This window comes from Marinomonas transparens (assembly GCF_016463975.1).
Lineage (GTDB): Bacteria > Pseudomonadota > Gammaproteobacteria > Pseudomonadales > Marinomonadaceae > Marinomonas > Marinomonas transparens.
The window spans coordinates 1-25852 of the sequence record NZ_JAEMNX010000029.1; the positions used below are offsets into that span (position 1 = coordinate 1).

At 42.9% G+C, this 25852-nt stretch carries 27 protein-coding genes; 9 read left to right on the forward strand and 18 right to left on the reverse strand.

Annotated features, from left to right (window positions below):
• Both I8J31_RS18480 and I8J31_RS18485 read right to left on the reverse strand, forming a co-directional pair.
• A partial coding sequence (locus I8J31_RS18480; protein WP_199470065.1) for a filamentous hemagglutinin N-terminal domain-containing protein occupies nucleotides 1-925 on the reverse strand: 925 nt, incomplete at its 3' end.
• A 32-nt stretch (nucleotides 926-957) separates the two neighbouring features.
• Nucleotides 958-2667, reverse strand: a complete 1710-nt coding sequence (locus tag I8J31_RS18485) for a ShlB/FhaC/HecB family hemolysin secretion/activation protein (RefSeq protein WP_199470066.1) — start codon at nucleotides 2665-2667, stop codon at nucleotides 958-960.
• 360 nt (nucleotides 2668-3027) lie between these two features.
• Between I8J31_RS18485 and I8J31_RS18490 the strand changes: the two genes are divergently transcribed.
• A complete protein-coding gene (locus I8J31_RS18490) occupies nucleotides 3028-3240 on the forward strand; it encodes a hypothetical protein (RefSeq protein ID WP_199470067.1) in 213 nt (70 codons plus the stop codon).
• A gap of 594 nt (nucleotides 3241-3834) precedes the next feature.
• Nucleotides 3835-7095 carry a LamG domain-containing protein gene (locus I8J31_RS18495; RefSeq protein WP_199470068.1) on the forward strand — a complete coding sequence of 1087 codons (3261 nt, stop codon included), beginning with the start codon at nucleotides 3835-3837 and terminating at the stop codon, nucleotides 7093-7095.
• 302 nt (nucleotides 7096-7397) lie between these two features.
• On the opposite strand, the gene I8J31_RS18500 is transcribed toward I8J31_RS18495, so the two are convergent.
• A complete protein-coding gene (locus I8J31_RS18500; RefSeq protein WP_199470069.1) occupies nucleotides 7398-7778 on the reverse strand; it encodes a carboxymuconolactone decarboxylase family protein in 381 nt (126 codons plus the stop codon).
• 60 nt (nucleotides 7779-7838) lie between these two features.
• Nucleotides 7839-8195, reverse strand: coding sequence for a MerR family transcriptional regulator (locus I8J31_RS18505; protein ID WP_199470070.1), 357 nt, complete (start codon nucleotides 8193-8195; stop codon nucleotides 7839-7841).
• Between the two features lie 64 nt (nucleotides 8196-8259).
• On the opposite strand from I8J31_RS18505, the gene I8J31_RS18510 reads away from it, so the two are divergent.
• On the forward strand, nucleotides 8260-8727 hold the full coding sequence (locus tag I8J31_RS18510) for a GNAT family N-acetyltransferase (protein ID WP_199470071.1): 468 nt from the start codon (nucleotides 8260-8262) through the stop codon (nucleotides 8725-8727).
• Here I8J31_RS18510 and I8J31_RS18515 read toward each other — a convergent pair.
• Nucleotides 8709-9335: a uracil-DNA glycosylase family protein gene (locus I8J31_RS18515; RefSeq protein WP_199470072.1), complete on the reverse strand. Its 627-nt coding sequence runs from the start codon at nucleotides 9333-9335 to the stop codon at nucleotides 8709-8711. The two genes, I8J31_RS18510 and I8J31_RS18515, sit on opposite strands and share 19 nt — an antisense overlap.
• Before the next feature lie 140 nt (nucleotides 9336-9475).
• Here I8J31_RS18515 and I8J31_RS18520 point away from each other — a divergent pair, with 140 nt between their 5' ends.
• Nucleotides 9476-9889, forward strand: a complete 414-nt coding sequence (locus I8J31_RS18520; RefSeq protein WP_199470073.1) for an acyl-CoA thioesterase — start codon at nucleotides 9476-9478, stop codon at nucleotides 9887-9889.
• Nucleotides 9890-10234: 345 nt separating this feature from the next.
• On the opposite strand, the gene I8J31_RS18525 is transcribed toward I8J31_RS18520, so the two are convergent.
• The 3 genes from I8J31_RS18525 to I8J31_RS18535 form a co-directional block, all read right to left on the reverse strand.
• Nucleotides 10235-11950 (reverse strand): hydrogenase maturation protein, encoded by a 1716-nt coding sequence (locus I8J31_RS18525; protein WP_199470074.1) that lies wholly within the window; start codon nucleotides 11948-11950, stop codon nucleotides 10235-10237.
• A 641-nt stretch (nucleotides 11951-12591) separates the two neighbouring features.
• Nucleotides 12592-13614, reverse strand: a complete 1023-nt coding sequence (dctP, locus tag I8J31_RS18530; protein ID WP_233402903.1) for a TRAP transporter substrate-binding protein DctP — start codon at nucleotides 13612-13614, stop codon at nucleotides 12592-12594.
• Complete coding sequence (locus I8J31_RS18535; protein WP_325101225.1) at nucleotides 13562-13915, reverse strand: TRAP transporter large permease subunit; 354 nt, start codon at nucleotides 13913-13915, stop codon at nucleotides 13562-13564. Before I8J31_RS18535 ends, dctP begins: the two co-directional genes overlap by 53 nt.
• 73 nt (nucleotides 13916-13988) lie before the next feature.
• Between I8J31_RS18535 and I8J31_RS18540 the strand changes: the two genes are divergently transcribed.
• Nucleotides 13989-14360 (forward strand): glutathione S-transferase N-terminal domain-containing protein, encoded by a 372-nt coding sequence (locus I8J31_RS18540; RefSeq protein ID WP_233402904.1) that lies wholly within the window; start codon nucleotides 13989-13991, stop codon nucleotides 14358-14360.
• Nucleotides 14361-14470: 110 nt separating this feature from the next.
• On the opposite strand, the gene I8J31_RS18545 is transcribed toward I8J31_RS18540, so the two are convergent.
• The 5 genes from I8J31_RS18545 to I8J31_RS18565 form a co-directional block, all read right to left on the reverse strand.
• Nucleotides 14471-15313: a DUF6279 family lipoprotein gene (locus I8J31_RS18545; RefSeq protein WP_199470075.1), complete on the reverse strand. Its 843-nt coding sequence runs from the start codon at nucleotides 15311-15313 to the stop codon at nucleotides 14471-14473.
• Between the two features lie 224 nt (nucleotides 15314-15537).
• On the reverse strand, nucleotides 15538-16020 hold the full coding sequence (locus tag I8J31_RS18550; protein ID WP_199470076.1) for an FKBP-type peptidyl-prolyl cis-trans isomerase: 483 nt from the start codon (nucleotides 16018-16020) through the stop codon (nucleotides 15538-15540).
• A 249-nt stretch (nucleotides 16021-16269) separates the two neighbouring features.
• Complete coding sequence (locus tag I8J31_RS18555) at nucleotides 16270-16578, reverse strand: DUF1272 domain-containing protein (protein ID WP_199470077.1); 309 nt, start codon at nucleotides 16576-16578, stop codon at nucleotides 16270-16272.
• A gap of 144 nt (nucleotides 16579-16722) precedes the next feature.
• Complete coding sequence (locus I8J31_RS18560; RefSeq protein ID WP_199470078.1) at nucleotides 16723-17160, reverse strand: GNAT family N-acetyltransferase; 438 nt, start codon at nucleotides 17158-17160, stop codon at nucleotides 16723-16725.
• A 7-nt stretch (nucleotides 17161-17167) separates the two neighbouring features.
• Nucleotides 17168-17542: a DOPA 4,5-dioxygenase family protein gene (locus I8J31_RS18565; RefSeq protein WP_199470079.1), complete on the reverse strand. Its 375-nt coding sequence runs from the start codon at nucleotides 17540-17542 to the stop codon at nucleotides 17168-17170.
• Between the two features lie 308 nt (nucleotides 17543-17850).
• Here I8J31_RS18565 and I8J31_RS18570 point away from each other — a divergent pair, with 308 nt between their 5' ends.
• Nucleotides 17851-21321 (forward strand): PAS domain-containing hybrid sensor histidine kinase/response regulator, encoded by a 3471-nt coding sequence (locus I8J31_RS18570; protein ID WP_199470080.1) that lies wholly within the window; start codon nucleotides 17851-17853, stop codon nucleotides 21319-21321.
• A gap of 21 nt (nucleotides 21322-21342) precedes the next feature.
• Here I8J31_RS18570 and I8J31_RS18575 read toward each other — a convergent pair whose 3' ends face one another.
• Genes I8J31_RS18575 through I8J31_RS18590 form a run of 4 tightly spaced genes read right to left on the reverse strand, consistent with a single transcriptional unit; the run spans nucleotide 21343 to nucleotide 23678 of the window.
• A complete protein-coding gene (locus tag I8J31_RS18575; protein WP_199470081.1) occupies nucleotides 21343-21969 on the reverse strand; it encodes a TetR/AcrR family transcriptional regulator in 627 nt (208 codons plus the stop codon).
• A gap of 45 nt (nucleotides 21970-22014) precedes the next feature.
• A complete protein-coding gene (locus I8J31_RS18580; protein ID WP_199470082.1) occupies nucleotides 22015-22386 on the reverse strand; it encodes a DUF2750 domain-containing protein in 372 nt (123 codons plus the stop codon).
• A 44-nt stretch (nucleotides 22387-22430) separates the two neighbouring features.
• Nucleotides 22431-23120: a pseudouridine synthase gene (locus I8J31_RS18585; RefSeq protein ID WP_199470083.1), complete on the reverse strand. Its 690-nt coding sequence runs from the start codon at nucleotides 23118-23120 to the stop codon at nucleotides 22431-22433.
• Between the two features lie 27 nt (nucleotides 23121-23147).
• Complete coding sequence (locus I8J31_RS18590; RefSeq protein ID WP_199470084.1) at nucleotides 23148-23678, reverse strand: GNAT family N-acetyltransferase; 531 nt, start codon at nucleotides 23676-23678, stop codon at nucleotides 23148-23150.
• Between the two features lie 775 nt (nucleotides 23679-24453).
• Between I8J31_RS18590 and I8J31_RS18595 the strand changes: the two genes are divergently transcribed.
• From I8J31_RS18595 to I8J31_RS21240, 3 genes are all read left to right on the forward strand, one after another.
• Nucleotides 24454-24795, forward strand: a complete 342-nt coding sequence (locus tag I8J31_RS18595) for a DUF4258 domain-containing protein (protein ID WP_199470085.1) — start codon at nucleotides 24454-24456, stop codon at nucleotides 24793-24795.
• A gap of 9 nt (nucleotides 24796-24804) precedes the next feature.
• Nucleotides 24805-25245, forward strand: a complete 441-nt coding sequence (locus I8J31_RS18600) for a helix-turn-helix domain-containing protein (RefSeq protein ID WP_199470086.1) — start codon at nucleotides 24805-24807, stop codon at nucleotides 25243-25245.
• A gap of 171 nt (nucleotides 25246-25416) precedes the next feature.
• A complete protein-coding gene (locus tag I8J31_RS21240; RefSeq protein ID WP_199470087.1) occupies nucleotides 25417-25632 on the forward strand; it encodes a BrnA antitoxin family protein in 216 nt (71 codons plus the stop codon).
• 18 nt (nucleotides 25633-25650) lie between these two features.
• Here I8J31_RS21240 and I8J31_RS18610 read toward each other — a convergent pair whose 3' ends face one another.
• Complete coding sequence (locus I8J31_RS18610) at nucleotides 25651-25821, reverse strand: hypothetical protein (RefSeq protein ID WP_199470088.1); 171 nt, start codon at nucleotides 25819-25821, stop codon at nucleotides 25651-25653.
• Nucleotides 25822-25852: the final 31 nt, after the last annotated feature.

The window sequence follows — 25852 nt, forward strand, 5'->3', positions numbered from 1 at the left end:
CCCCTAGGCCTTTTTCAGTACCGATCAAGCGAATACGGTTGGCGTACATGCCACCGATGGCAGCGACATCCAGTGAGAAGCCTTCTTTTTCCCCAGTAGAGCGAGCCTTTACGGACTTGTCTTGGTAATCAATGAGGTTATCACCGGTAATGATGGTGGCTTGGTTGGCCCACATTTCTGCGTTTAGGCTGACACTGCGAGCCAGTATGTCTACTTCGTCGGTGTCCGTGTCGTTAAACCCTAACCCTGTGATGTCCACATCCCCTCGGGACACATCAAAGCCACTTAGGTTACCAAAGGCATCAAACACCGATGCGCCAGTGGTTAACATGCCGCGACTGGTGTTGATAAAGCCACAGCCATTACAGGTAATGCCACTTTGGTTGGCGATAATCAGCTGGGCTCTTTGCCCTGCGATCTCCATATACCCATTCAAAGCACTGCGACTATTGCCCAGTACTTCGTTCAGAATAATACCCGCGCTTTTACCGCCTAAGCGCTTATTGCCATCCACATAACCTGCCAATTTGGTTTGCACTATGGCCGTCGAGTTGTTGAAGATTAAACCTTTAGCATCGACATTCAGTTCATTGTATTGATTACGGGACACGCCTTTGACGCTCGGTGCATTGATATTAACGATCGGCACACCATTGGCCGCCGTATCAAACGCAGGGGCATGGGCGGTATTCGCCGCCGACACGCCCTGCGCCAACAAGACACCCGGCATAGAAAAATACGAAGACAGCAGAATTAAGGCAATATGTTTTTGGTGTTTACGACAAGGTGCCAACAAAGATTGATGAGACGAATAACGCGGAATAGGACGAACAGAAAAAATAAAAAGAGAAGCCTTTTTATTGAAAGAAAAACGACCAACAATCACATGCCATATTTTAAACAACCGAATCACAGGTAACATCATTTTCCCATCCCTGAATAACGTTTAATAAAAGACTAAAATGCGGCTGACAGCATCAAACTCACTTTAGAATCATGTGATTTAGCATAAGGGCCATGAGCCAAAAAAGGTTCAGCAATAAAGAAGTCATAGCCAACGCCAAGTAATTCCCCTTTAAGCCCTAAGCTAATTCCCATCAGTGTATTGCTTAAGCCTTCTTCGTCTTCTTCATTTTCTACCTGACCAATATCCAACCCCAAATAGACCGTACTAGACAAGTCTTCCATTTCGAAAGGTAACGCTAAATCGTTTCTTAATCGCCAACCATTTACAGCACTGAGTGATTCAACGCCAGTAAACCCCCTAACGGTATAGCGCCCTCCAATAGAAAACCAATCAAGAGAATAAATGGGCGTATCGGCATACTGCATAAAAAAGCGGCCAGAATAATTCAACGGCTTTTCCAGCAAGGAAAAAGGCGAGCTAATGGAAGCCACCATGGTATAAAAGCGATAGTCAGGTTGCGCACTACTCGGATCTGCATCAGGGTCTACTTCTGTTGCACCAAGCACTCCCGCAATTCCCTGATGGGCACTCAGAGAAACATCAAGTACCGCTGATTTAATATAGCGTCTATAAGATCCTCCAAACTCCAGTTCAGTAAGATTACGACTCTGATTCTGAATCTCTGTATCATTGTTAAAACTGCGTCTTTTACGCGTTTTGAGGGAAGCAAATAAATTGGCCTTTGTTTTATTATCTCTAAACACCACCCTATTCAAGGATATTTTTTTATCTTTCCCCAAACCACTCAATTCAAAATCTATTACATCTCCGGTAACTTTTTGACGATAGTCAAACCAACTAGTATTCGCCTCTAGTAGCCAATAGCCCATGGGTAAACTCCAACCGAATGAAGTGCTATTTGACGCGCCTGTTTCTGCCTGTCGAGCCCTTGACCCAGAAAAACTCAAACTGTCTTGAACACCCAATACATTGTCTAAGGTTGCTCCATACGACACCGGATACCTTCCTGTTTGTGCGCTACCACTGTCATCAATGGAGGCGTTCACTGTCCACGGCTTCTTAGAAACCACTTCAGCCACCAAAATACTGGCCCCACCATAACTGCCCGGCTCTATCTTAAATTCAACACTTTGTGATTGCAGTCGATTCAGTTGATCAACAGCTTGCTCCATGTCCCTAAGGTTAAGCACCTTTCCGGGGTACATGGGCAGTGCGTTTTCCCAGATAAATAAGTAATCATCTGGGAAAACAATTTTTTCAATAACACCAGCCTGTATTTCTATTACCAGTAAGCCAGAAGCAATATTTTGCTCTGGCAATACTGCTCGCGATGTCACATACCCCTCTGCCAAAAGCTTTTGATCAATCAAACGTACGTAGGCAGAAATCGCCTCATGACCAATACATTGGCCAATATAACCCTCGCCATTTAATTTAGCCCATTCAGACAGTAGGCCTTCGATCTGAATTTCCTTAATAAAAAAACAATGTGTCTCTTCAGGTAATTCGGTAATAGGTTCTACTTCGGGCAATTGAATCGGTGGAGAAGTGTTCTCCAATTTTTTATCTAAGCTTTCTTGTGCTGCCTTGTCTCGTAGCCGAAATTCCGTTGCGTTACTAGAAGTAGTAGACGAAGGTATGGGATCAGCTGCTTTAACGGGTAACGCCATACCATAATAAGAAAAAATAATAATAAATAGATTTAGACAACTTCTAACTCTTATGGGACACGATGGCACAACCCCCTCCATGGTTAAGGCAATATGATGTAGGAAACTACACTTTGATGACTACATAAAACCACATAAACATTACATTTCTCTATACAGAAGAGGCTCTTTCATTTCGTTTTATGTAAACAAATGTAAGCGCCACCATATACAAGAGAATCAACGTCTGATGTTTATAACGAACTTTGGCCTAAATCAGAATAAAGCTCTGATCAAATATGGAACAATACGAGCAATTGATTAGTTTTTTTCACCTAATGGAGTATTTTTTATCGTTTGTCTTAACCGGCCTTGGTTTCTATTATACAAAGCATTGAAACAGCGCTCGCTTTAGCGCTTTTAACCCAATACAAATAAGGGAGCTACATCATGAACAACATCAAACCTGCTACTGATTTACTAGACAACATCAATACTTCTTACATGAGCGAAGCGGACAAAATCACAGCACTTGCAAACGCTCAACGTGCTGAATTTATCGCTGATGTTATGGCGCTTGTTGTTGGCGGCACTAACAAAACGATTAAAAAAGTTGTATCAATCACGAAAAACCTAGTGCCTTCTTTTGCTCAGCACGCTTAATACGATTGCTCCTAAGAGGTTTCGCAGGGCTTAAAATAGGCTAACAACGCCATTTTATTGCATCCTGCTTAACCACAAGGACTCTCTACTCAACCCCCTCTTTCTATTATTCCGTTTATTCGCTACTTTTACCTGCAATATTGATGGGCATGTGCTCGCCAATTTTTCATGCCCAGAACACTCAATAAACCGCCCCGAGTAAAGCCAATCCTATCTCACTCATCAAGCACAGCTTTGCCTATTGGCCAACAATAGACCCTATTGTCAGCAACTAAATTACTTGTCACTGAAAAGACTCTACTTATATGGCAAAGCAAGTAAAAAAAGATAACAAGCAACAATTCTAGGTAACATCTAGTTTTATATAAGAAAAGGCTGTACAACCCCTTCCAACAAAAAATATGAGCGCAGAAAGATACGAAAAGCTCCTCATACTGACCTACAATTAGTCGTAATATTTACACATACCTGACAAATAGAACTTGCTTGATTCAGAACAATTGGATAACAGAAATTTAAATCTTTTCTTGAAACAGCACTTTGATACAAAGCAAACGTTACGAAGAGATGCTGAATGCTAAAGGAGAAGCAATCATGAAAAAATCAATTCTAAATTACCAACACACATCCCTACACTCATCCCTAATAGGTCTGCTGATATCATTTAGTAGCGCACACGCAGCAACAATCCATCCAGAGCTAACGGCTTTTTACCCTATCACTGTTATACCAGATGTTCCGGCATTAGATATCACCACCGCTAGCATACAAGATGGTCAATATACTGCTCCCCACATCCCGGCAATTCGTACCAGTAACGATGGTAGAGTAGGGCATTATATTAAACGCCCTGGCGGGAACACGCGCTTTTTTACAGCAATCCGACCGGAGGCAATCACCACCGACTTCGATCTATTAGAGCCCGGTATTCCGCCTGGTTTTTTAAGCGATATTGTCTCCCATAACATGGGAGGAGGACATCACACCACCTTGTGCGATGGCAGTTCGGTATTTCCCGACAGTATCAATGAAAATGCCATTATTAACCCCAAACAATGTGGAGACAATGATTGCTACGAGTTGTCTTTAATTAGTTCTGGCAGCACTGCCGATGGCATGAGACTTATCCGTAGTAAATTCAGCGTAGAAATTGCCTCCCCTAAAACACCAGAAGCCAATATCGTTAATATCACTCAAATAGAAGGAGACAGTTTTGGCCCTTCTATGCCTAATGTACATAGGTTTCTTGAGCCGATGTTTACAGGTGATGGACGACTCGTAGTATTTCGGATGCGGCCAGCAGGACAGCCTATCGAGTTTGAATGGCAGACCAATGATGGAACGATTAAAAGCGGTTCCTACGATATGGTTTATGGCGTTATTCCTGACGATGCGGAAGCCTGTGATATCACTAAAATGCAAGGCCCTTACCCAATTACACATGCTCCCTTCGATGCCAAGGTGAATAACAAATATGGCTTTGCGAAACAGCCATTCCGGGATTCGGAAGGCAATGTTTTAGTCAATGGTGAACCATTAAAAGGAACCTATCCATGGATTGACCGTGAAGGCAGCAATATCTTTTTTACCGCGATACGTTCAAGGCTATTTTATAACACAGGCTATGCTGGCATTGGATGGCGCGCTCGATATGATTCGCGCTGCCTTGAAGATTGTGCTGGCCCAGCGAATACAGAAGATGGCCTTCATGCCCAAGGTGTTTTAGTAATGGGGGCTTGGACCAACGGTAAAATGGTTTTGCTAGATGGTGCGTATGCCAACGCAGACTCTGGCTTGGCCAGCACAACAGACGCTCAGAAAGAAGTCAGTCTCTACATAGACGAACAAGGCAATTCTGTATGGGAGCGAGTCGGTGCATCAAGAGATACACGGGATGCTGTACTTCCTCCCATGGGGGCTAAAAACACAACCTTCATTGACTCAATAGAAAATATTTTTAATTACAATCCCAATTTAGTACCCAGCACTCCTAGAGATGTAGTATGGCGATTTAGCACAGGCAGAGCCACTGCAGATGTGGCCTTTGATGATTTCCTAAACCAACATAGTATTATTATTGCCAATATGAATGCCTCAATCACCCACGATGTTGGTGACGAAGGGCCGATCAAGCAGAGCTACACTAGAAACGATCTCAATATGCGTCATAACGATGGCTTTGACAGTACCTACACACATGGAGGAAGAGGTTTCACCCTAGCACCTCGTATTCAAAATGCAGCCACGGGGCCCAACGAATTCACCCCAAATTATGGAGTCACTCACGGTAATATACGTATTGAACCCATTGCTAAAGGAGGCATTATTGGTAAAGGCTTATGGTTAGATGGTGTGTCTGGTGTCTCTTTTGACATTGGTAAACCACTGGATCAAGCTTTCGTCAGTGTATTTTTAGACCCTCGCCAGGTCGATGATCAACAAAGCAAACGCATATTAAACTTTGCGGATGGCTCTACTCTAGATGTGTCTCATTCGACACTACGCTACCAGGTAGAAGGCAGTTCAGAGCAAGATATGCTATTTGAAGCTGACCTATCAGGGTTTGCTTTGACCGACAAAACATGGCGGCACCTTGCCCTACAGTTCCACCCAGTAGACCAAGAAACGGTAAAAATTGATGTTTTCCTTAATGGATTTTTACTCACGCAATGGACAACCCCACAGCATCAGGCATTTATAACAGGGCCTATCGTGCTTGGAGCATTAACAGAAAGTAGCGACAATGGTTTTCGAGGCTGGTTAGATGACTTTAAAGTATTCGCCTATCGTCCTGACTTAGAATCCACTTGTAATCATGGCTATGGCACACTAGTCGGTATCCCAGCGGACTCTCAAAATACTAAATGGTCACAAATAGCATCCCAATATTCAGCAACCAGTCATCAACGTATATCTGACGCGATAGACCAAACACAATATGGCACCTATCCACAATATGCTTGTGTACACAACTACACAGAAGAACGAGGTTTTGCAAAAGAGAAAGCGGCTAACCCAGACCTATTCACCGCAGAAAACAAGACAACGTTAAGACAGCCATTTATCTTCCCAGAAGGGCCTTTACATTGGAACCAACCTAGACCCGATAGTAGCAACAATGCATTTTGTCTAGAGTGTCACGTCAACGACACTAACTTTGCTCCTCTTTCCGTGGCGGCATTAACGATAGATACGACAATAAACACACAAGATGATTTACGTCGTCAACCCATGCAACCGCCACGTTGGATGACTGGTACAGCGCCCAATATATTTTCTGAGTGTGAATATAATCAGTCAATTTTAGGCGAACTAGGGACCTTGGTTGACCAATGTGACTTACCAAAAGAACGGCCTAGCCTTGAGTCTAATATTCTCTATCGACTTATTCATGTGGGTACTGGCTACCCTGTTCGTGTTGAGACCTGGGACACAGTAGCAAAACATTCACAACAAGGTTTTCCAGTCACACTTGAAACAGGAGGGCTTGATGCATGTGACAGTGCTGAATGTGATTTTATAGTAAAAACGCTTAATGATGGTAAGCAGTCCATAAACCCCACAAACGGGGTCATCACAAGAGCGTTGGGAGTATTAGGACTAGGGGCAAGAATCTACAATGGGCAAGATCTATCGCACGTCATCCTCAGAAGAAATGCAAGGTTGATAGAAAATTGCACCGACAATGATTGTGACTTTAACATTGTCCCACTAGGCCAAGATAAATTCAGAATTGAAGCAATAGAAGGTTACTCTATTGCTAAACTTGAAAATGATAGTCGCCTTAAAACCATACCAACAGAAGATTGTCATTCACAGGTTTGTGAATTTGAATTTGTGCCCCATGTACCATAGTTAATTATCAAGCTCAGGTTAATAACAAGCGTTTGGAAAACGATGAAAGTAAAGCGATAACACTGTAAAACGGAGCAATGCTGCTAAAAGGGTTTATGGTCAATTGATATATCCTTTTAGAGCATTCCCGTTGTTACAGTATCAATGGTTTAATGATGCTATTGGCTTCCTGCCGACCTCCCTTTCACGCCTTCCGACTTAACCACAAGCGCTTCTTTTCTCTTGCTCCATGTCTAATATCAACATGACCACACCGACAGTATTTTTTTGATAAAAACCTATTAACAAAGCACTTCAATAGGCTATTCGACCTGTCGCTCCAGCAACACTTCTTTCAAAGCAAACATGCCATTTAATGCTGCAGGAAAACCCGTATAGACAGACATTTGTAGTAATACTTCTTTTACTTGCTCTTCGCTACAGCCAGCATTTAACGCTGCATTTAAATGCACTTTCAACTGAGGCCGACAATGGCCTAATGCGGTCAGCGCTGCCACCGTGGCGATCTCCCTAGACTTGAGGTCTAACCCCGGCCGCGAATAAATATCTCCAAATGGATACTCAATAGTAAACTTAGCCAAGTCTGGACAAATGTCTTGTAGGCTCTCTATCACCTTGTAGCCCGCCTCCCCATCAATACTAGCCAGCCGCTCTAAACCTAAATCAAATCTTGAATTGCCCATCGCGATACTCCCATCAATCTTGTTAGAAGCCACACCTTACAAGTTAGAGTTCCCTCTAAGTCAATTCATTTTGTTACTTTTGTACCAATTGATTTTACTCTCCAAGGCCTCCAAGTGGCTTAACTGCAAAGCGATATGCCTTGTTAAATAGGCTTGATGTTGCTCTAAAAGCTGCTGACGCTCAACTAGGGTACCCTTGCCTATTTCTCGCAACTCAGCGTATTGCAAAATGTTCTCTAGGGGCATACCAGTCTCTTTCAAGCGCACAATAAAACCCACCCACTCTCGATCTTTATTCGAATAGGATCGATGGCCACTAGCATTACGTCGAATATTTTTCAGTAACCCTATTTTTTCATAATAACGAAGCGTATAAGCCGATAACCCAACTTGCTTCGAGAACGCTTGCATGTTCATAGCACCATTTCCTAGGCATAATATTAACAGTCCATCCTTTCACATTACTGATAAAGAGAAAAACATGATCACATGGCACTGCCAGTCATTTAGTGAACTATCCACCCACACCCTCTATGACTTGCTCAAACTACGTTGCGATGTGTTTGTGGTAGAGCAAAACTGCCCTTTCCCCGAATTAGATGGTCTGGATCCCCTTGCCGACACTCGACACCTGTATGCGCTACAAGACAATAAAGTCATTGCTTACGCCAGACTTTTAGCAAAGGGCGATTGCTACTCTTCTCATTGCAGCATAGGACGTGTTGTCGTCGCAGAGAAACACCGCAAAGCCCAAATAGGCCACGTATTAATCAGCAAAGCCATTCAACAAGCTTTTAGCTTATGGCCCAATACTGATATTAAAATTGGCGCCCAATCACGTCTTGAAAACTTCTATAAAAGCCATGGCTTTTTGACTTGCTCTGCTCCCTATATGGAAGACGATATAGAGCATTACCTTATGACCTTAACCTATCCAACCGACACCTGAAGCAACGTCTTCACTCGCGCTTTAAGTATGGGCAAAACATCAACTTCAAACCAAGGGTTTTGCTTTAGCCAGCGATTATTTCTTGGGCTTGGGTGGGGTAATGCTAACTTGCCCTGTTCTAACCAAAAAGACCACTTTTTCACCTGTTCTGTAACCTTACCAGAACAACCTAAATGGTAGTCTTGGGCATAAGCGCCCAATACAATGGTCAGTTCAATCTTGCTCAACTGACTCAACAGGTCCTCACGCCACTGAATGGCACACTCAGGTCTCGGCGGTAAATCACCTGACTTATTGCTGGCTGATTTACCGTTTTTAAAAAAACTATTGCCGGGAAAGCAAAAGCCCATGGGCACAATAGCCACCTGCTCGGCATCATAAAAAACATCTTTTGTAATACCTAGCCAATCTCGTAAGCGATCGCCACTCAAATCATCAAACGGTCTCCCCATATCATGGGCTTTTTGTCCCGGTGCTTGGCCTGCGATCAATAGTTTCGCTTCTGGATGGATCTGAATAATAGGTTTGGGAGGCAAAGGAAGAGAATCAGCACAGTACTGACAGCTCAAAATTTTGCTTTGTAATACAGTAAAAGTGTCTTCTATCATCTACCCAGCCTATGAAACAAACTACCGATTATCAAATGCTTTCACCCACTTTATGCCAGTAGAATTGAATGAATTTGTTCTTTGCTTCTGCCATCAGGATAAGTAATCTCTTTAAACTCTCAATCATGAAGAAGCAGCCAATGATCAACAAAACACAAATAAAAGTTAGGGGCTACCATCTAGATGTTTTTCAACACGTCAATAACGCCCGCTATTTAGAGTTCTTAGAAGAAGGGCGGTGGGCATTTTTTGATGATTTTAGTGCTGACTCTGACATGATGAAGCAAGGGTTCGCTTGGGCTGTGGTGAATATCAATATTAACTTTCGCTCAGAAGGTAATTTTGGCGATACGCTAGAAGTACAAACTGCCTTTGCCAAACTGGGTAATCGTAGCATCACTATGAAGCAGCGAGTGGTTAACGCCGATACACAGGCATTAGTCGCTGACGCAGAAGTAACTTATGTATGTTTTTCAAAAACATTAAAGTCAGCCATTCCTCTACCTGAGGATTATAAAATCAAGGTTGAAGCAGCCATCGAGCCATTAGAATAGAACAAGGAGAAGGCCTTGTAAGGCATAAAAAAACTAGCTTATCTCCTGTTCTACATTGCCTATATCCATGTAGGCGTATGACGCTTAGATTCCCTCTAGGGAAGGTGCGAACAAGTCCTCTTATCTCGGCAATTGCTCCTGCATTGCCCTAATAGCCTATATCCATATAGGCATCAGCACGTAGATAAAAGCCAGTTATTCGAGGTGAGTACCGAATGTAAATAGTTGGCCTACTTTCGAGGTACTCAACAAAGAATTCAGCTTCTAGGTCATGCCCTGTGAGGTTTAGTAGACTTATTCGCACCTTCCCTAGTTAATACCTTTCTAAATTATGTGAACACCATTTTAATTGACATTCGGAATAGACTCTAAACGATCAGGCTGATAAGTTTTTGGTTGATTTACACAATCTATTTTATGTACAAATGAGTAGCGTAAAATATGGTATGGACTATTAAGGCTATTGAAATTCACCCACATTTCTCTCAACTCATCATTTCGGTAATCATTTAAACTTTTTATCGCTTCCTCACTTAATAATTTTTTTCTTTTTTCAGAAGTAAATTTTTCAAAGTCAATTGTATTTTTTATTGCCTCCACTCTCTTGCTGAGATTATCCCGAAACGCTTTCACATTTTGACCAAATGCCGCATCAATAAGCCCAATTTCTAAGGCTTTTTTTGTATCCACCGGTAAACACTCCGAGGTTAATTGATTCGCTTTATCCACACCAACTCTTTTGGGTAGTAAATAAGTCCAATACTCCGAACCAAATAATCCCATCTTTTTATAATGCGGATTAAAAACCACCCCTTCTCTGGCAATTACCTCGTCTGCGGCTAACGCCATGACAGCACCTCCAGCACCGGCATTACCGTGCAAAGCAGAAATAATATAATGGGACGTACAGGAAACCACATCACATACAAAATCGTCCATGGCAACAATATTATCCCAAGACTCTTGAGCAGGGCTTATTGCATTTTCAATCACATTTAAATGAATTCCATTGGACCAAATATCATGCCCCCCCATTAATACAATGATTTGAGTTTTTCTTTGACTTTGAACATTCCAAAATGCCTCTCTCAACCTAAGACATTGCTCTGTGCTCATTGCGCCATTGTAAAAATCAAAATATAAGTAACTCACATTGTCTTCTTCTCGATACCAAATTTCCCTAAATGTTTTTATCGATAAATCGTCATTGAAAATATCTCTAGCAGAAAACATTGGCTCAGCAATATGCCCTGCAAGAACCTTCATTGCAGGAAGTTTAAAGCCCCCTGAGAGTTCTTTCTTAAGGTGCGAAACCCATATCGCGCCATCTCCTGTTGCAATGCAAATAGCGCTATCTCGTTGTGCTAATATCTCGCCTGCATTTCCTTTTAGCTTATCTTCAAGGTGTGCACCATACATAAAACAAGGGAAAGGAAAAATATGGCTTTCTAAGACTCCGGGGGTACTATCAGCGGCTTTAATTTTTGCGATAATATCTTGTGATGACGAAGCCCAGTCAATTGCACGGTCCACTCTTTTTATTGGATCATTCCAACACCCTTTCACGTCAGGATTTGAGTAATTCAACGCCTCTGGAACAAAATCCAATGATTCGAATTTAGACACGGCGTCGTGTATTCCCTTAAGAGCTGCCGCTGTTACCTCGTGTCGATACAGGTTACTTTTGCTCACATCCCGCATAGGAAAATTATTAGAAGACCAAATATCTCCAGCATCCATCTCTTCTGCGGCTTGCAATATCGTAACTCCCCACTCCTTGTAGCCTCGCATTATTGCCCAATCCAATGATGATGGACCACGATCCCCTTTAATTCCGGGATGAACGATTAAACACGTATGATTTTTCCAAATGATATCGGGGATAGCTTTCTTTAAAAATGGCGCTAATATCAGCTCAGGTCTAAATGCTTCTACCGCATCAAGCATTGCGTCATCCGATGTGGCTAACTGAATTTTTATATCATGTCCTTTCGCAAGAAGTTCACTCCATGCTCTTTGACTCAGCCCATTATGACTCGTTGTAATAAATAATATTCTCATCCTTTTCCATCCTCCATTTTAACCATTCATACGATGATCGTATAAAGGTTTAAGTTTTCAAAAACGCCAAAACAACCTTTCACTTCCATTCTCTTAAATTTACTAAACCCATCACCTTCCTTAACCATCAACCATTATGGTTTTATGAAAAGCCTAAAAATAATAATATATAAAACACATCAGTCTAAATAAAAAACTCTTTTTTACAAAATAAATTGACAGGACTTTATCATTTAAATATAAAATGAGTTAAAAAATAACCAAAGAGTAAAAACGAACAAATGAGGGTAAGGCTAGACAAATCCTTTCTATATATTAATAAACGGAAAAATAGTAACAACCAGAATATAGGCTGTCTATTTATCAATAAAAAATAAATAGAAATTATTAAAAATTAAGAGACATTTGAGATAATTGAGACAAATTAAAATAATGAAACCCTATTAAATAAATCAAATCAGATAAACAAAGACTATTTAAAATATCATCTTATTCATTTTAAAAAATATCAAACCCGCTCTCCCTCCTTAGCGCCAAAATAAAATAAAGCTGTAGCCACCGCCAATTTATTAAAATAATTCAATAAAAATTTGTCAAAAAAAGAGACCAAATGGCCTCTTTAGTCTTGATCACTCGCGAATTCAAGTCTTGCTCGTATTCTGCTGCAATTTCTTTTTCTGCCTTACTAACCGATGCAGACAACAAGTTGAACCACTTATCTCCATCTTTAATGTTATTTTTAAACCAGCGATAAACTGGCTCAGCAGATCTCTTGAATTCCGCTTTTTCAGCTGGCGTCGGAACATACGTAGTCCCACCTGTTTCACAAACTCTTGGTAAGCCTTAATTGACTTAGGTTTTGGTGAAGCAAACGTAGCCTGTTGCAAAGCACTAAAGCCATCCACCATCACACGACGTAAGTCTTTAGGCATATTCATAAAGACCTCGTTATTCATATACCAAAGCGCCGACATATACGCATGGCCATCTAGCGTAAGATACTTCAAACCCGCTTCGGTGAACTTCATGCCCATAATATCTGTGATGCCATTTTTAGAACCTTCTACAACCCCCGTTTGGAATGAAGTAAACAAATCCCCCCATGGAATCGGTGCTGGGCTCGCTCCCATTGAGCGTACTAGCTCCTGTGGCAAATCTGCTACCACAGTACGTATTTTCAAGCCCTTCAAATCATCCGGTGTTTTCACCGAACGCTTGGTATTCGCAAAGTTACGCCAGCCGCCAGTATTACCCACTGTCATCAAGCGCACATTATTATCAGAGTCTTCTAAGATCTGTGTACGGAGCTGGCGGGTAAAATCCCCTTCCAAGACTTTTTCTGCCACTCGGTCATCCGGTAATAAATAGGGCAAATCCAATACCTGCACATAAGGGAGCATGGAAGCGGCACTACCAGAAGTAGAGATATAAACGTCGACAGAGCCGTATTCCAATGCTTCAAGACATTCCACACCTTTACCACAAAGTTGCGTCCCCATATAAATGTCAACAGCAATACGACCATTTGAGTGAGACTCAATGAAGTCTTTGAATACCACCAAACCATCATAATCTTCATCGTTTTCATTCGAATTGGCGACCGCACGCAGATTAAAGTCTTCGGCCTGTACCGCTCCACTCAGCAGACACACTGGAGGCCACAAATAACACCGGCCCCATGGGCAGCGTTGCTAAACCAACCGTTAAATTCACACTCATAATGATGGCAAAATGAATAGGATCGATACCAAAGTTGATAAAGATAGAACCTAGAATGGGTCCCAAAATAATAATGGCTGGACCAGCGTCAAGAAACATACTAACGATGAACAGCAAAATGTTAATCAAAAACAAAAGAAACAGTGGGTTTTCACTGATGGTTAATACCCAATTTGCCAGAATCTCAGCACTGTGTGACAAGCTAACCACGGTTTTGAAGGCAATCGCTGCCCCCAAAATAAGCACTTAAAAAGTCCACTCTTTGCCGTTAGAATAGCCTTGTTATTAATCTTCCAAAAATCATCATCGAGCGCTATAAATGAAAATATTGGTTAAATTTATCCGTAATCTACTGGGCGTCATTATTGCGATCATGGATCTGGCAACACGGGGAACAAAGTTAAAGCGTTCGCTAGAAAAGCAGCAGCAAGTTAATGACGAAGTAAAAAGCCTAGCGCTCTACCAGTTTTTTGCCTGCCCTTTTTGCATCAAAACTCGCCGTGCGATGTACAAGCTGAACCTACCGATTGACAAGCGCAGTGCTTCACAAGGCTCGCCTTTTCGTGACGAGTTATTGACCGGTGGTGGCCAAGTAAAAGTCCCCTGTTTACGTATCGAACAAGACGGCAAAGTTGAATGGCTATATGACTCCACAGAGATTATCCGCTACCTTCAAACACGCTTTGCTTAACACTGATTCAACTCCTGCACATAAAGAAACGGCTTCGACTTGCATTGAGAACAAGCCCGAAGCCGTTTCTTTATCTTTGCTCACCCTAGAAAGATTATTACCGTGGAATACTAGTCTAAAATTAATTTATCAATAAGACGAATCCAGTCTTCGAGCTTGGCGTTGAGCGTTTGCTTCTGCTTTTCAGTGAGAGAGAGATTCAGGTCTGCCAGCATTTGGGCATATAAACGTTTATTCTGCTCAGAAGCTGCTTTGTATTCTGGTGTTTTGTATTGATCAGGGTTGCTAATGATAGAAGTGAGTTGCTGTTGAAACTCTGGTGCACTTTGCTTCGCAAAGAGCTTTCTAACAACCTGTTGAAGCGTCGATTGGTAAAGCATTCGTTGCTCGGAAGTCGAGGCAAATTGCTGCGCATACTGCTGAGTCATTTTTATTTGCAATGGCGTTAGCTTGCCGATGTTTTCCTCAAGCTGTTCTGCGAGATCTTTCTGTCGGCTGATTAACCGCTCGTCCTTACTTTCCCCTCCATTCTCAGATTGTCTTTCTAGGTTTTTTTTCTTCCATGTGACCAATAATCCTTCTAGCTGTTGAGCGGATAATTGCTGTGCCATCGCCGCAAGTTCAGGGGCAATTTCATTACGAAAGCGATAGAAGTGCTGTTGTGCTTGATAAAACTCGGTTAACCATTGCTCCTGATTGAGCGGTGAAGACGGCAATTTTGCTTGCAGATTTTTGAGTTGAGCCTGATATTTTTTAAGCTCCGTGGAGCGATGCCAATGGTGCCATGACGCGACATACTCATCCAAGGTTGCCTTTTGATCAGACGTTAGGTCAACATAATCACCAACATACCAATAGAGTAGCCAATCAATATTGTTATACACAAAGGACGACGTACAGGCGTTCAAAAAAAAGCTAAGCAATAGTATCAGTGTAATCTTTGCCTTCTTCATATCCGGCTCCGAATGTTGAACTGTATTCTATAAGAGAATTTTATATTGAGGTTGTACGGGCTTATCCGTCAAGTGGATTATTTTATAAGAGATATAGCTAGAACCCCTTTCTCACGTCAGATTTACTTTCTTCCAACATAAAAAAACGGCTTCTACTTGCATCTAAAACAAGTCGAAGCCGCTTTTTAGGTTGTTCTTAATGACTCAAAGAGGCCTTATGGAGCCTAGTGCTGATGACCGCCCTCACCATGTACATGCCCGTGCTCCAACTCTTCCGCAGACGCTTCACGCACTTCAAGCACTTCAACATCGAAGTTCAACATTTTTCCTGCTAGAGGATGATTACCATCTAACATAACGCCGTCTTCTTCAACTTCGATAACCGTCACTGGCTGTTGACCATCTGGCGTTTGTGCCATGAATTGCATACCTACTTGGATATCATCAACGCCTTGGAAATTTTCACGAGGTACTTTTTGAATAAGTTCTTGGTGAATTTCGCCGTAACCTTCTTCTGGAGAAACCGCAACGGTGAGTTTTTCACCTGACTTTTTACCTTGAAGCGCTTTATCTAGACCGTCGATAATATTTTGCGCTCCACTTAAAAACACAAGAGGATCTTGACCAATTGAAGAGTCTAGCGTCTCTCCTTGTTCATCGGTCAATGTGTAGTGCATGCTTACAACGGTATTTTCTGCGATTTGCATCCTGTTCTCCAGCTAAAATAATGAGTGAGGGGACGAGCGCTTAATAAAAGCCAGCAGATGTTATGTAACACCGACACGGTACGAACCCAGCGATAGTTTGTGGTGTCATGATAACGTCCCATAAACACAATAACTACCATACAGCATCAAGTTTGGGATGATCGACGATTTTTATAGGGGAGTTTTTAAATTAATTAAAAAAAGAAATCGTATTTCAGTCGTTTTAAACCTTATGTCGCCATTACCCCACTACCTTTCTGCGGGACTAATATGCTTAATGTCATCACTAAAAGATTGCAATTCCGGTGTTGAGTAACGGGTATGGACTCTCTCTTCAGAAGCCGGTTGGTGAATGACACTGACACCGTCACGATAACTGTGTCTAGGTCTAACGGGTCTTAAGCTAAAACCACCGCCACAGTTGGGACAAACATTGTTGAGTAGGTCCGCCACACAGTCTCTGCAGAAGGTACACTCATAGGAACAAATCATGGCTTCTGTTGAGTCTGTCGGTAAATCTTTGTCACAGCATTCACAGTTGGGTCGAATGTCTAACATGGCTTGCTCCTGAACTATTCCGGTTAAGAGAACCTCATAATAAGTCTCTCCACTTTATGGCATATGCGAGCAGTGCAACAGGGCATTCAACGACCGGTCAAAGGGTGAAAAACGCCAATCTAATGGCCATTACCTCAGAAAAAATCATGCACCAGCCTCAAACACGGCCTGTTTTTTAGAGAGAGAAAAGCCAAGGGCAGCATAAAACGCCTTCGCTACCTCGCGGGTTTCATTCGTTCGTACTCGCAAGGTGATGTTTTCGGTCTCTGCCCAGTGCTTTGCCTTTTCAACTAAAGCCCGACCGCCCCCTTGTTGACGAGCGTTTGAGTCCACCGACAGTCCCAATATTTCAATAAAGTCAGCAGATGCGGCGCGGTAAGCGTGTTGCGCATGCAGCCAACCTATCACCTGACCATCTAATTCTGCGACCCAAACTTGGTCATTAATGGAATCCAGTAAATGCGTTAATCGTTGATGAAAAATACCATCAGACTGACTCTCTTGTGTCTTTTTATAGCCTAATGCCTCCGCCACTCTAGCAATCGCTTGAGTATCTTGAATCTTAGCGTTACGAATCAGCATGGCTTTTTTACTCTGAAGGGTAGTCACTAGGAGGGGTAAATTGAGCCGTATTAAGGGTATGCGAATTGCCCAACCAACTAACGCCTTGGGTATGATCCACGTAATCGTTACCGGTTAATGGGTGCACAAATACGTCGAGTGTTTGGCGATTAAACATTAGCCAAGGAATAATTTTACCAAACGTTTCCGCTGCAAAAGACAATTGACAACTCCAAAGTGGATGGGGACCAACTTGCTTTTGATGAAAGCGCCCTACTTTGATTTCAAATAACGCTTCTGCTTGTTTAGCAATTTGTTTGGCAAGCTCGGTACCTGCTTCATCACGATAATAAAGGTGCGCATGGAAGGCTTTAATATTTTCGCTGTAAGAAAATTGGCTCATAATAATCCGTCTCTTCGTTCTGTCGTCTACGTTATGTCATAGAGTTTAACATTAGACTCAAAAGATAGAGACAGCACCTTCTGAAAAGCACTCTTTTACAATAGTGAAGAATCTCCGCTTGCCCAACAAGACCTAAGTCGTAGAGGATTACCGACTTAGCTGTGCTACATTCATGGTGAGGCCAAGCTATTGATACTTGCGACAAAAAGGTCTTACTTAACAATGAAGCCTGCCATGTTAATGTTACTAGCCAATAGTCGTGCAAGGGGCTCATACACAAACAAGCTGATATTCAGGTACATAATTCAATGACGGTTTTCTGGGTTCTGTTAGCGATTCTTTATGTTTTAGGACTGTTCTGGATCGCCATTTGGGGAGATAAAGAAAGCCCAACTGCTAAAAAGCTTACCCACCATCCACTAGTCTACAGTTTGTCGTTAGCGATTTACTGTACTGCATGGACCTTCTATGGCTCCATTGGTGAAGCATCCCGAAATGGTTGGAGTTATCTGCCCATTCTATTAGGGCCGGTGCTTTTGTACCTGTTCGCTTTCCCTTTTCTTCGTAAGATGATCACGGTGAGCCATAAGCAAAACATCACTTCCATCGCTGACTTTATTTCTTCACGCTACGGCAAACGCCCAATGACTGCGCCCCTAGTCATCCTAATTTGCATGCTCGCCATCATCCCTTATATTGCCCTACAACTGAAAGCCATCGGCTCAAACTTCGCCCTATTTGTTCATCAAGATGAATCCGCCACCAGCCTTGTCGTACTTAGTGCTACCGTTTTGATCGGCATATTTGCCATGCTCTTTGGTACTCGCAAAGTCGAAGTCACTGAGTACCGTTCCGGCATGATGTTGGCAATTGGAGCCGAGTCCTTATTCAAGCTTATCGCCATTATTGCTGTGGGTCTGGTGGCGATCATTATGACCAGAGACAGCAGTTTAGAGTCCATTGGTAGCAGTGTGGATTTGAGTGTCTGGCAACCTGAGCAGTTTTTGTCTTTCACCTTCCTCATGCAAACCTTTATGTCAGCGGCGGCCGTAATCTGCTTACCGCGCCAATTCCATGTCACCGTGGTCGACCATCAGCATAATCGACAGTCCAATATGGCGCGTTGGTTGTTTCCCGTATACCTATTAATTTTTGCGGTGATTATTCCGCCCATCGCCATTGCAGGACAAAGCTTATTTTCTGCCGATGTGAATGCCGACACCTATGTAATTCAATTCGCCCTTGCCTCGGACAATCTGCCCTTGCAGATGCTCATTTTCCTTGGCGGTATGTCAGCAACCACCGCCATGATCATCATCGCCACCTTTGCCCTAAGCATCATGATCAGTAATGATGTGATACTCCCCTTAATGTTAGCCAGAGCCAGCGCACAGCAACAGGGTTTGCCATTATATCGCCGTCGTATATTAATGATTCGCCGCTTAGCCATGATGGGGATTTTGACCCTGTCGTTTTTGTATTATCAAAAAATGGCCAATAACGAACCCCTCGCGGGAACAGGGCTGGTCGCCTTTTCGCTCGTCTTACAACTCATGCCAGCGGTATTGGGTGGACTCTACTGGAAACGCGGCCATGCCTATGGGGTTTATACGGGATTAACCCTCGGCTTTCTGTGCTGGGTATTATTAATGATGATGCCACTCACCGGCAACATGAGCTGGGGAATAGAAGACGCCCAATCGCGCTCTGAACTCATTAGCTACGGTTCATTTATTAGTTTATTGGCAAATGTCATCGGTTATGTGGTGGGCTCCTTATTATCCACCGAACGGTTAATTGATCGCATCCAATCCACTGCTTTTGTTAGCCCAACGGCGGAGTTAGAAAATCGTTTCTTCAAGCCCAAAAGCAAGGCGACAAATGGTGATTTTTTTGTGCTATTAGAAACCTTTTTAGGCAAGCAAAAATGCCAACAGGTACTGCACAGTTTTGAACAGGACTACAGCCAAACTCTATCCAGTAGCACCACGCCAAACCGCCTTTTTGTCGATTACTGCGAACGAATATTAGGCGGTGTACTCGGCGGTTCTTCCGCCCGTACCATCATTAATTCCATCTTGATCGATAAACAAATCAAGGTAGAAGAAATGATGACCTATTTGGACGAAACCACCCAAGCCATCCAGTTCAGCCAAAACCTGTTATTTGTTTCCATGGAAAATTTGGACCAAGGCATCAGCGTGGTTGACAAAGATCTACGTATTGTTGCCTGGAACAAAACCTATTCTTCTCTCTACCCTTATCCAGAAGGCCTACTCAAGGTTGGCCTGCCAGTTGAAGAACTTATTCGCTTTAATGCAGAGCGTGGCGAATGTGGTGCGGGAGAAATCGAAGAGCTGATCCATAAACGTTTAGATCACTTGCGCAAAGGCACCGCCCATCGTTTCCTACGCCGTAGAGGCAGTGGTCGAGTGATAGAAATGGTTGGCACCCCATTACCAGACGGCGGTTTTGTCACTAGTTTTACCGATGTCACCGATCACATTGAAAGCCAACAGGCCTTAAAAGATGCCAATATTGACCTAGAAAAGCGCGTCGAAGCACGCAGCGAAGAAGTACAAAGCGTTAACCACGAACTGCTGCAAGAAATCGAACGCCGTAATCAGGCCGAAAAAGCCTTAACCAGTGCCAAGGCCGAAGCCGAGCGCGCCAATGCGTCGAAGACGGAATTTCTCGCCCTTGCCAGCCATGACATTCTACAGCCATTAAACGCCGCCAAGCTTTATATGGGCGTGCTGCAATCCACTCAGTTACCGCCAGAGACAGGCCAAGTCATCAATAAATTATCTGATACCTTAGAGTCCACCGAGGCGCTGATTTCAACCCTATTAGAGATTGCTCGCCTTGATCAAGGCGCAGTGACTCCTAAGCTAATTGATTGTGACTTGCAGGACATTCTTGCGCCTATCATCGCCGAATTTGGTGTCATTGCCGAAAATAAGAACTTGAAGCTCACGACTCGCTTAAGATCCTTCAGGGTGCATACAGACCCTATTTATTTACGACGCATCATCCAAAACTTTGTTTCAAATGCCGTCAAGTACACCCAAAAAGGCCGCGTATTATTAAGTACAAGGCCTAGAAACGGAGTCGTTTATTTACAGGTATGGGATACCGGCGTCGGCATTCCGCTCACCGAACAAAAAAAGATTTTTGATGACTTTTACCGTTGGGAAAACACTCAAGAACCGGGCATGGGGTTGGGCCTTGGCCTAGTACGCCGAATGCAAAAACAATTAGGCTTGGCGACAGAAATCCACTCAACGCCGAGTAAAGGCAGCTGTTTTAGTATTTGCATTCCCTTGGCAAAAAGTGATCTTGTTACCGCATTACCAACACCAAAAAACTCAGCCAAAAGCCACGATAAACTATCCCATTGCAACGTCTGGTGCATTGATGATGAAGTCAATAACCTCACCGCCATGAGCGAATTATTAACCCACTGGCAATGTGATTGTCGCACCTTTGGTCGTTTTGACGAGGCTTTAAACGCCACAGGGGAAGCGGAATTATTGCTAGTGGATTATCACCTTGATAACAATCAAAATGGACTGTCTTTGATCCGTGAATTAAGAACCCGTGCGGAGAAAAACATTCCAGCGGTATTGATTACCGCCATGCGTGATGCAAGCTTAGTCGAAGAATGTAAAAGAGAAAATGTGACTTATATGGCAAAGCCCGCCAAACCCGCAAAGCTAAGAGCCCTGATCCAACACATACATCAGCTTAGAGAAAATCAAGACGAAACGACTCTTTAAGCTGAGTAGAATTACAGAAGGCTAATCTGTGTTTAAGCTCAGGCCACAACCGCCAAGAATAATGGCACTCACTGTATCGCCAATACGCTGAAGATCCTCTGCATCAAATTGAGTCATATCGCTTAAAGCAAAAACCTGCGCCTCAAAATCCGCATAGTGCTGAGTGGTTGCCCAGATCATGTAAATCAAAGTCTGAGGGTCAAGCTTGCGCATTTTTCCTGCGTCTATCCAAGCTTGAACAACCGCAATTCGAGAAACAAGCCAAGGTCTCAACTCTTCCCTAAGGTACTCGCTAATATGGTTCGCACCACCAATCACCTCCATGGCAAATATACGAGAGGAACGACCGTTTTCAAAACTTTGCTTTAGCTTTTCACGAATAAAGCTGTCTAGCACAACCGCTGGATCATCCTCAACCGTGGCACGGTCAAATAAATCGTTCCAGCCGGTTAAAATCTGATTTAATACCTGCTTGTATAAATTCGCTTTCGATTGAAAGTAGTAAATGATATTGGCCTTGGGCAAACCCGCACGCTCTGCAATGAACTGCAAACTAGCACCAGAATACCCTTTTAACCCAAACTCAACCTCTGCCGCTGCCAGAATATTTCCGACGACTTCTTCACGGTTACTTTGACGTTTGCTCATTTTCTTATTCAATCCTTGTTAATAAATGCATTCAGTGAAAGACGATTAAGCCAATAATGCCGTTAATTCTTCCGCCGTAGATAACTTGCCTTCGTCTTCGATATTAGGAAATACTGCCACGGTAATCTTATCTGCCGTTAGGCTTGGTAACCACTCACTCTTAAAGACCTCGAGAGAAACAGAAACAGGTTCACAATCATCCCAATCGTCAATGGCCCACTGGCTGGCAAACTCCGCATCAGGCCAAACCATCACGCAATCGCCGTCATCGGTTTCAACCATCACAAAACCTTCTTCATTGCTCAAACTCCAAACCAAGTCAGTGGCTTTTGCTTGCTCAACAAAATAGCTCAAACGCTCGCTGTCAGGTGCGACCAGTAATTGTACGCGCTCGTCCATCGATAATTCTTTCATCATACATCTCATCTTAAATAGGTTAATCTTTATCGCCAGCCATCGCTTTAAAAATAGGCCACTTCTTCTTCGGTCAATTCACGAAACTCGCCTGCGGCTAACTCGCCATCCAATGACAAGGGACCAATTTGATCGCGATGCAAGGTCTCGACCTTATTCCCCACCGCCGCCAACATGCGTTTTACCTGATGGTACTTGCCTTCTTGAATGGTCAAATAGATCTCACCTTCAGCAATGCGTTCTACCACCGCAGGCAAGGTAGGCTGCGCCTCACCATTCAGCATAACGCCTTCTTCTAACTGCTTTAGTGCGTCGTCACTAATCGCTTCTGCCAATAGCATACGATAACGTTTGTTACATTTATTACGAGGTGAAGTAATGCGATGCAACCATTGCCCATCTGTGGTCAACAACAGCAAACCTGTGGTGTCTTTATCTAAACGCCCGACAATATTCAACGACTGACCTAAATGCGAAGGCAGCAGTTCCAATACAGTCGGATGTTCAGCATCTTGGTTTGCACAAATGTAACCCGCAGGTTTATGCAGCAAATAATACCCTTCCGATGGCCAAGCCAAACGCATGTCATCCAAGCAAATAACATCGGTTTCTACCACGGGATGATTGGCTTTTTTAACAACCTCGCCATTCACCGTAACACGGCCTTTAGATGCCGCAATTTTCGACGCTTTACGTGCTAAATCCGTTACATGGGATAAATAAAAATCAAGTCTCAAGAGAGTCGCCTATGGCTTTAGTGTCGATTAAGAGAAAACTTCGTGGGTGGTTTCAATTTCTTTGTAGAAAAAAGTAGAGTTGTGCAACATACCATTCGCGCTACGGGTATACCCCGGCACCTCACCGAAAGGAACATAACCCATGTTCACATACATATCATGGGCAATATCATCGCTTCTGACTTCCAGGATAAGCAGCTGTCTTTGCATCGAAGCGGCCACCCGCTCCACGCCCTGCATCAATATACCACCAAGGCCATTCTCACGCGCTTGGGTATGCACCATCAGCTTTTCTACATCACAACGATGCAACGCATTCGCCTTTGGCGACATACTAATTTGCACACTGCCAACGATCTTTTCATCCTCGCGGACCAACAACACTTGGCGGGCATTTTCTAGCAAATCATCATTCACCGACAACCAATACGCCTTAGCTTCCGGCTCACTGATCGGTGCTAAAAAACCAATCGGCGCACCGGAATCCACCGCATCACACAACAATTCCGTTAAGTCTTCTAGGTAAGGATTAAGATTGTCTACCTTAAGTAACTCCAAACGTATTTCCTCAGTATTTTAATTGGCGTAATCATACCTGAGAGGGGAAAATTTAGGAACCGGAGCTTCCAATCAGATGCCTTTCGTCCTACTGAACGGGCTTAGTATCCTCTCCTTTCTTCAAGGGGAGGATTAAGGAGGGGTTACAAGCTTTTAGCTTTCATTCAAATGCTTTGAGCTGCGAGTTTTATTCCGCTTTTTAATTCAGGAAAAGCTGAGCGGGTAACTTCTTACCTTGAAATAAAGAACAGAGACACAAAACTTTAGTTTAAAAAAAAGCAAAAAATCTTTTGTCAGACTTTCAGCCCAAACGTCTCATTGGCTTTGTTAAACGCAAGGTTTCTCAAGGCGCTCGATAGCGTAAGGTATAGAAATATTTTTGTATTTTCTAGCAAGGGTCTTTTTAACGGACTCTGAGACTGCTCATGGTCGCGCAATCCATTCTTTTATAAAAAGTCGTCGAAGCCACTTTCTCAACGTTGATAATTCGGAAAATGGAATTAGTTTTCTAGATATAAAGGCTCTGTATTACCGTGACTCAGAAGTTTCTCGTAGTCGTTCAATCCGTTCCTTCATAAAAGTAAATCAAAGTTTGTTCTTTGAAAATATGAATTCCGAAGGTGTGAATTAGCTTTGGCCTTATAACGATCGGAAATACAGCAGAGTTAAAATCGTATTTTCCATCTATTCAAAATGTATATAAAACATACAAATTGATTGACAGAAAACGAACAACCTATCAATATGATAGGTGATGTAACAATGGATGAACATCATGGACGAAAATAAACCTAAAGGAATAATGGAAATTCCTCTTAGCGAGTTCACAGCGAGAAAGATCATCAATGATCTCGCAGAAAATTACACGGATAGAATTCGCTGGAGTCATCATATTAAAGCAAGGATGGTTCAACGAGGTATTACCACTAGCCAAGTTTTAACCTTACTTAAAAGTAAACGCTCTGTGTTTCGCGAAGGGCCTTACCCTGAACCAAATGGCGACTGGAAATTTAACTTAAAAGGCATGGCGGCAGGCTCTATTATTGAGTTAACCGTCGCCCTCAAGAATCACCACGATAGTCCAAGCTCAGTATTAATAACAGTTTGGGTTCATTAGGAGTAAACCATGTACCACTATTCAGAATGCGGATTACCTAATGTCTATCTAAAAAACGGCTTTAAAGTTGAACAGATAGATGGGGAAGAATATACCAGCATTGATGCAATGAACGACCTTCATCAAACCATTGCCCAAGCCATTACCGATAGCCCTTTGGGATTGCGCTCTGTTGAATTCAAATTTTTACGGATCGAATTAAACCTATCGCAAAAAATGCTCGGCCATCGTTTTGGCGTCTCCGAGCAAACCATCGCCCGCTACGAAAAAGGACAATCCGACATTCCACGAACAACTGACGCTGCGCTACGCTCTTTGTATATGGAAAAACTAGAAAAAAATAGCTCTGTAAGCTACTTCCTAGACCTACTATCGGATGCCGAAGCTCAACAAGCGGCACAGAAAATACTACTGGAGGAAATAGAAAACCATTGGGGAATAGCAGTTTAACGACTCCACCCTGATAGGCGGATGGATTCCACCAGACTACTGCCCTTGCGCTTCGATGAAACATTAATACGTGTTATTTCCGCTCGTGACATGCACCGGAAAGAGAGGAACATTTATGAGCAAAATTAAAACCATACCTAAATTTAAAACTGAAGCCGAGGAACGAGCTTTTTGAGAAAACATGACTCCAGTAACTACCTAGACTGGAAGCTAGCCCAATCTGTTTCAATGCCAAACCTAAAGCCTTCAACTAAAACCATTTCACTCAGACTGCCCGAAGGATTATTGGATAACATTAAAATTGAAGCGAATAAGCGGGGGATGCCTTATCAGGCTCTCATCAAATCTTGGCTTGCCAATGATGTTAAAGAAAGCCGGAATTCATGATGAAATGCTAACGCCTCGTTAAGAGGCTTTTTCCACACTGTGTTGATTTGCTTTAACTTCAATAAATCCCATATCGCCTTCAAAGCTAAAACCTAGATCCGATTCAGTAATCGACTCTATTTCGCCTAAACACGGAATATTATCAACAGTAGTTGAATTTGCACTGATACTTAACCCAGTGAAAGTCACTGATTGCTCGACTACTCAGAGTCTCAGGATC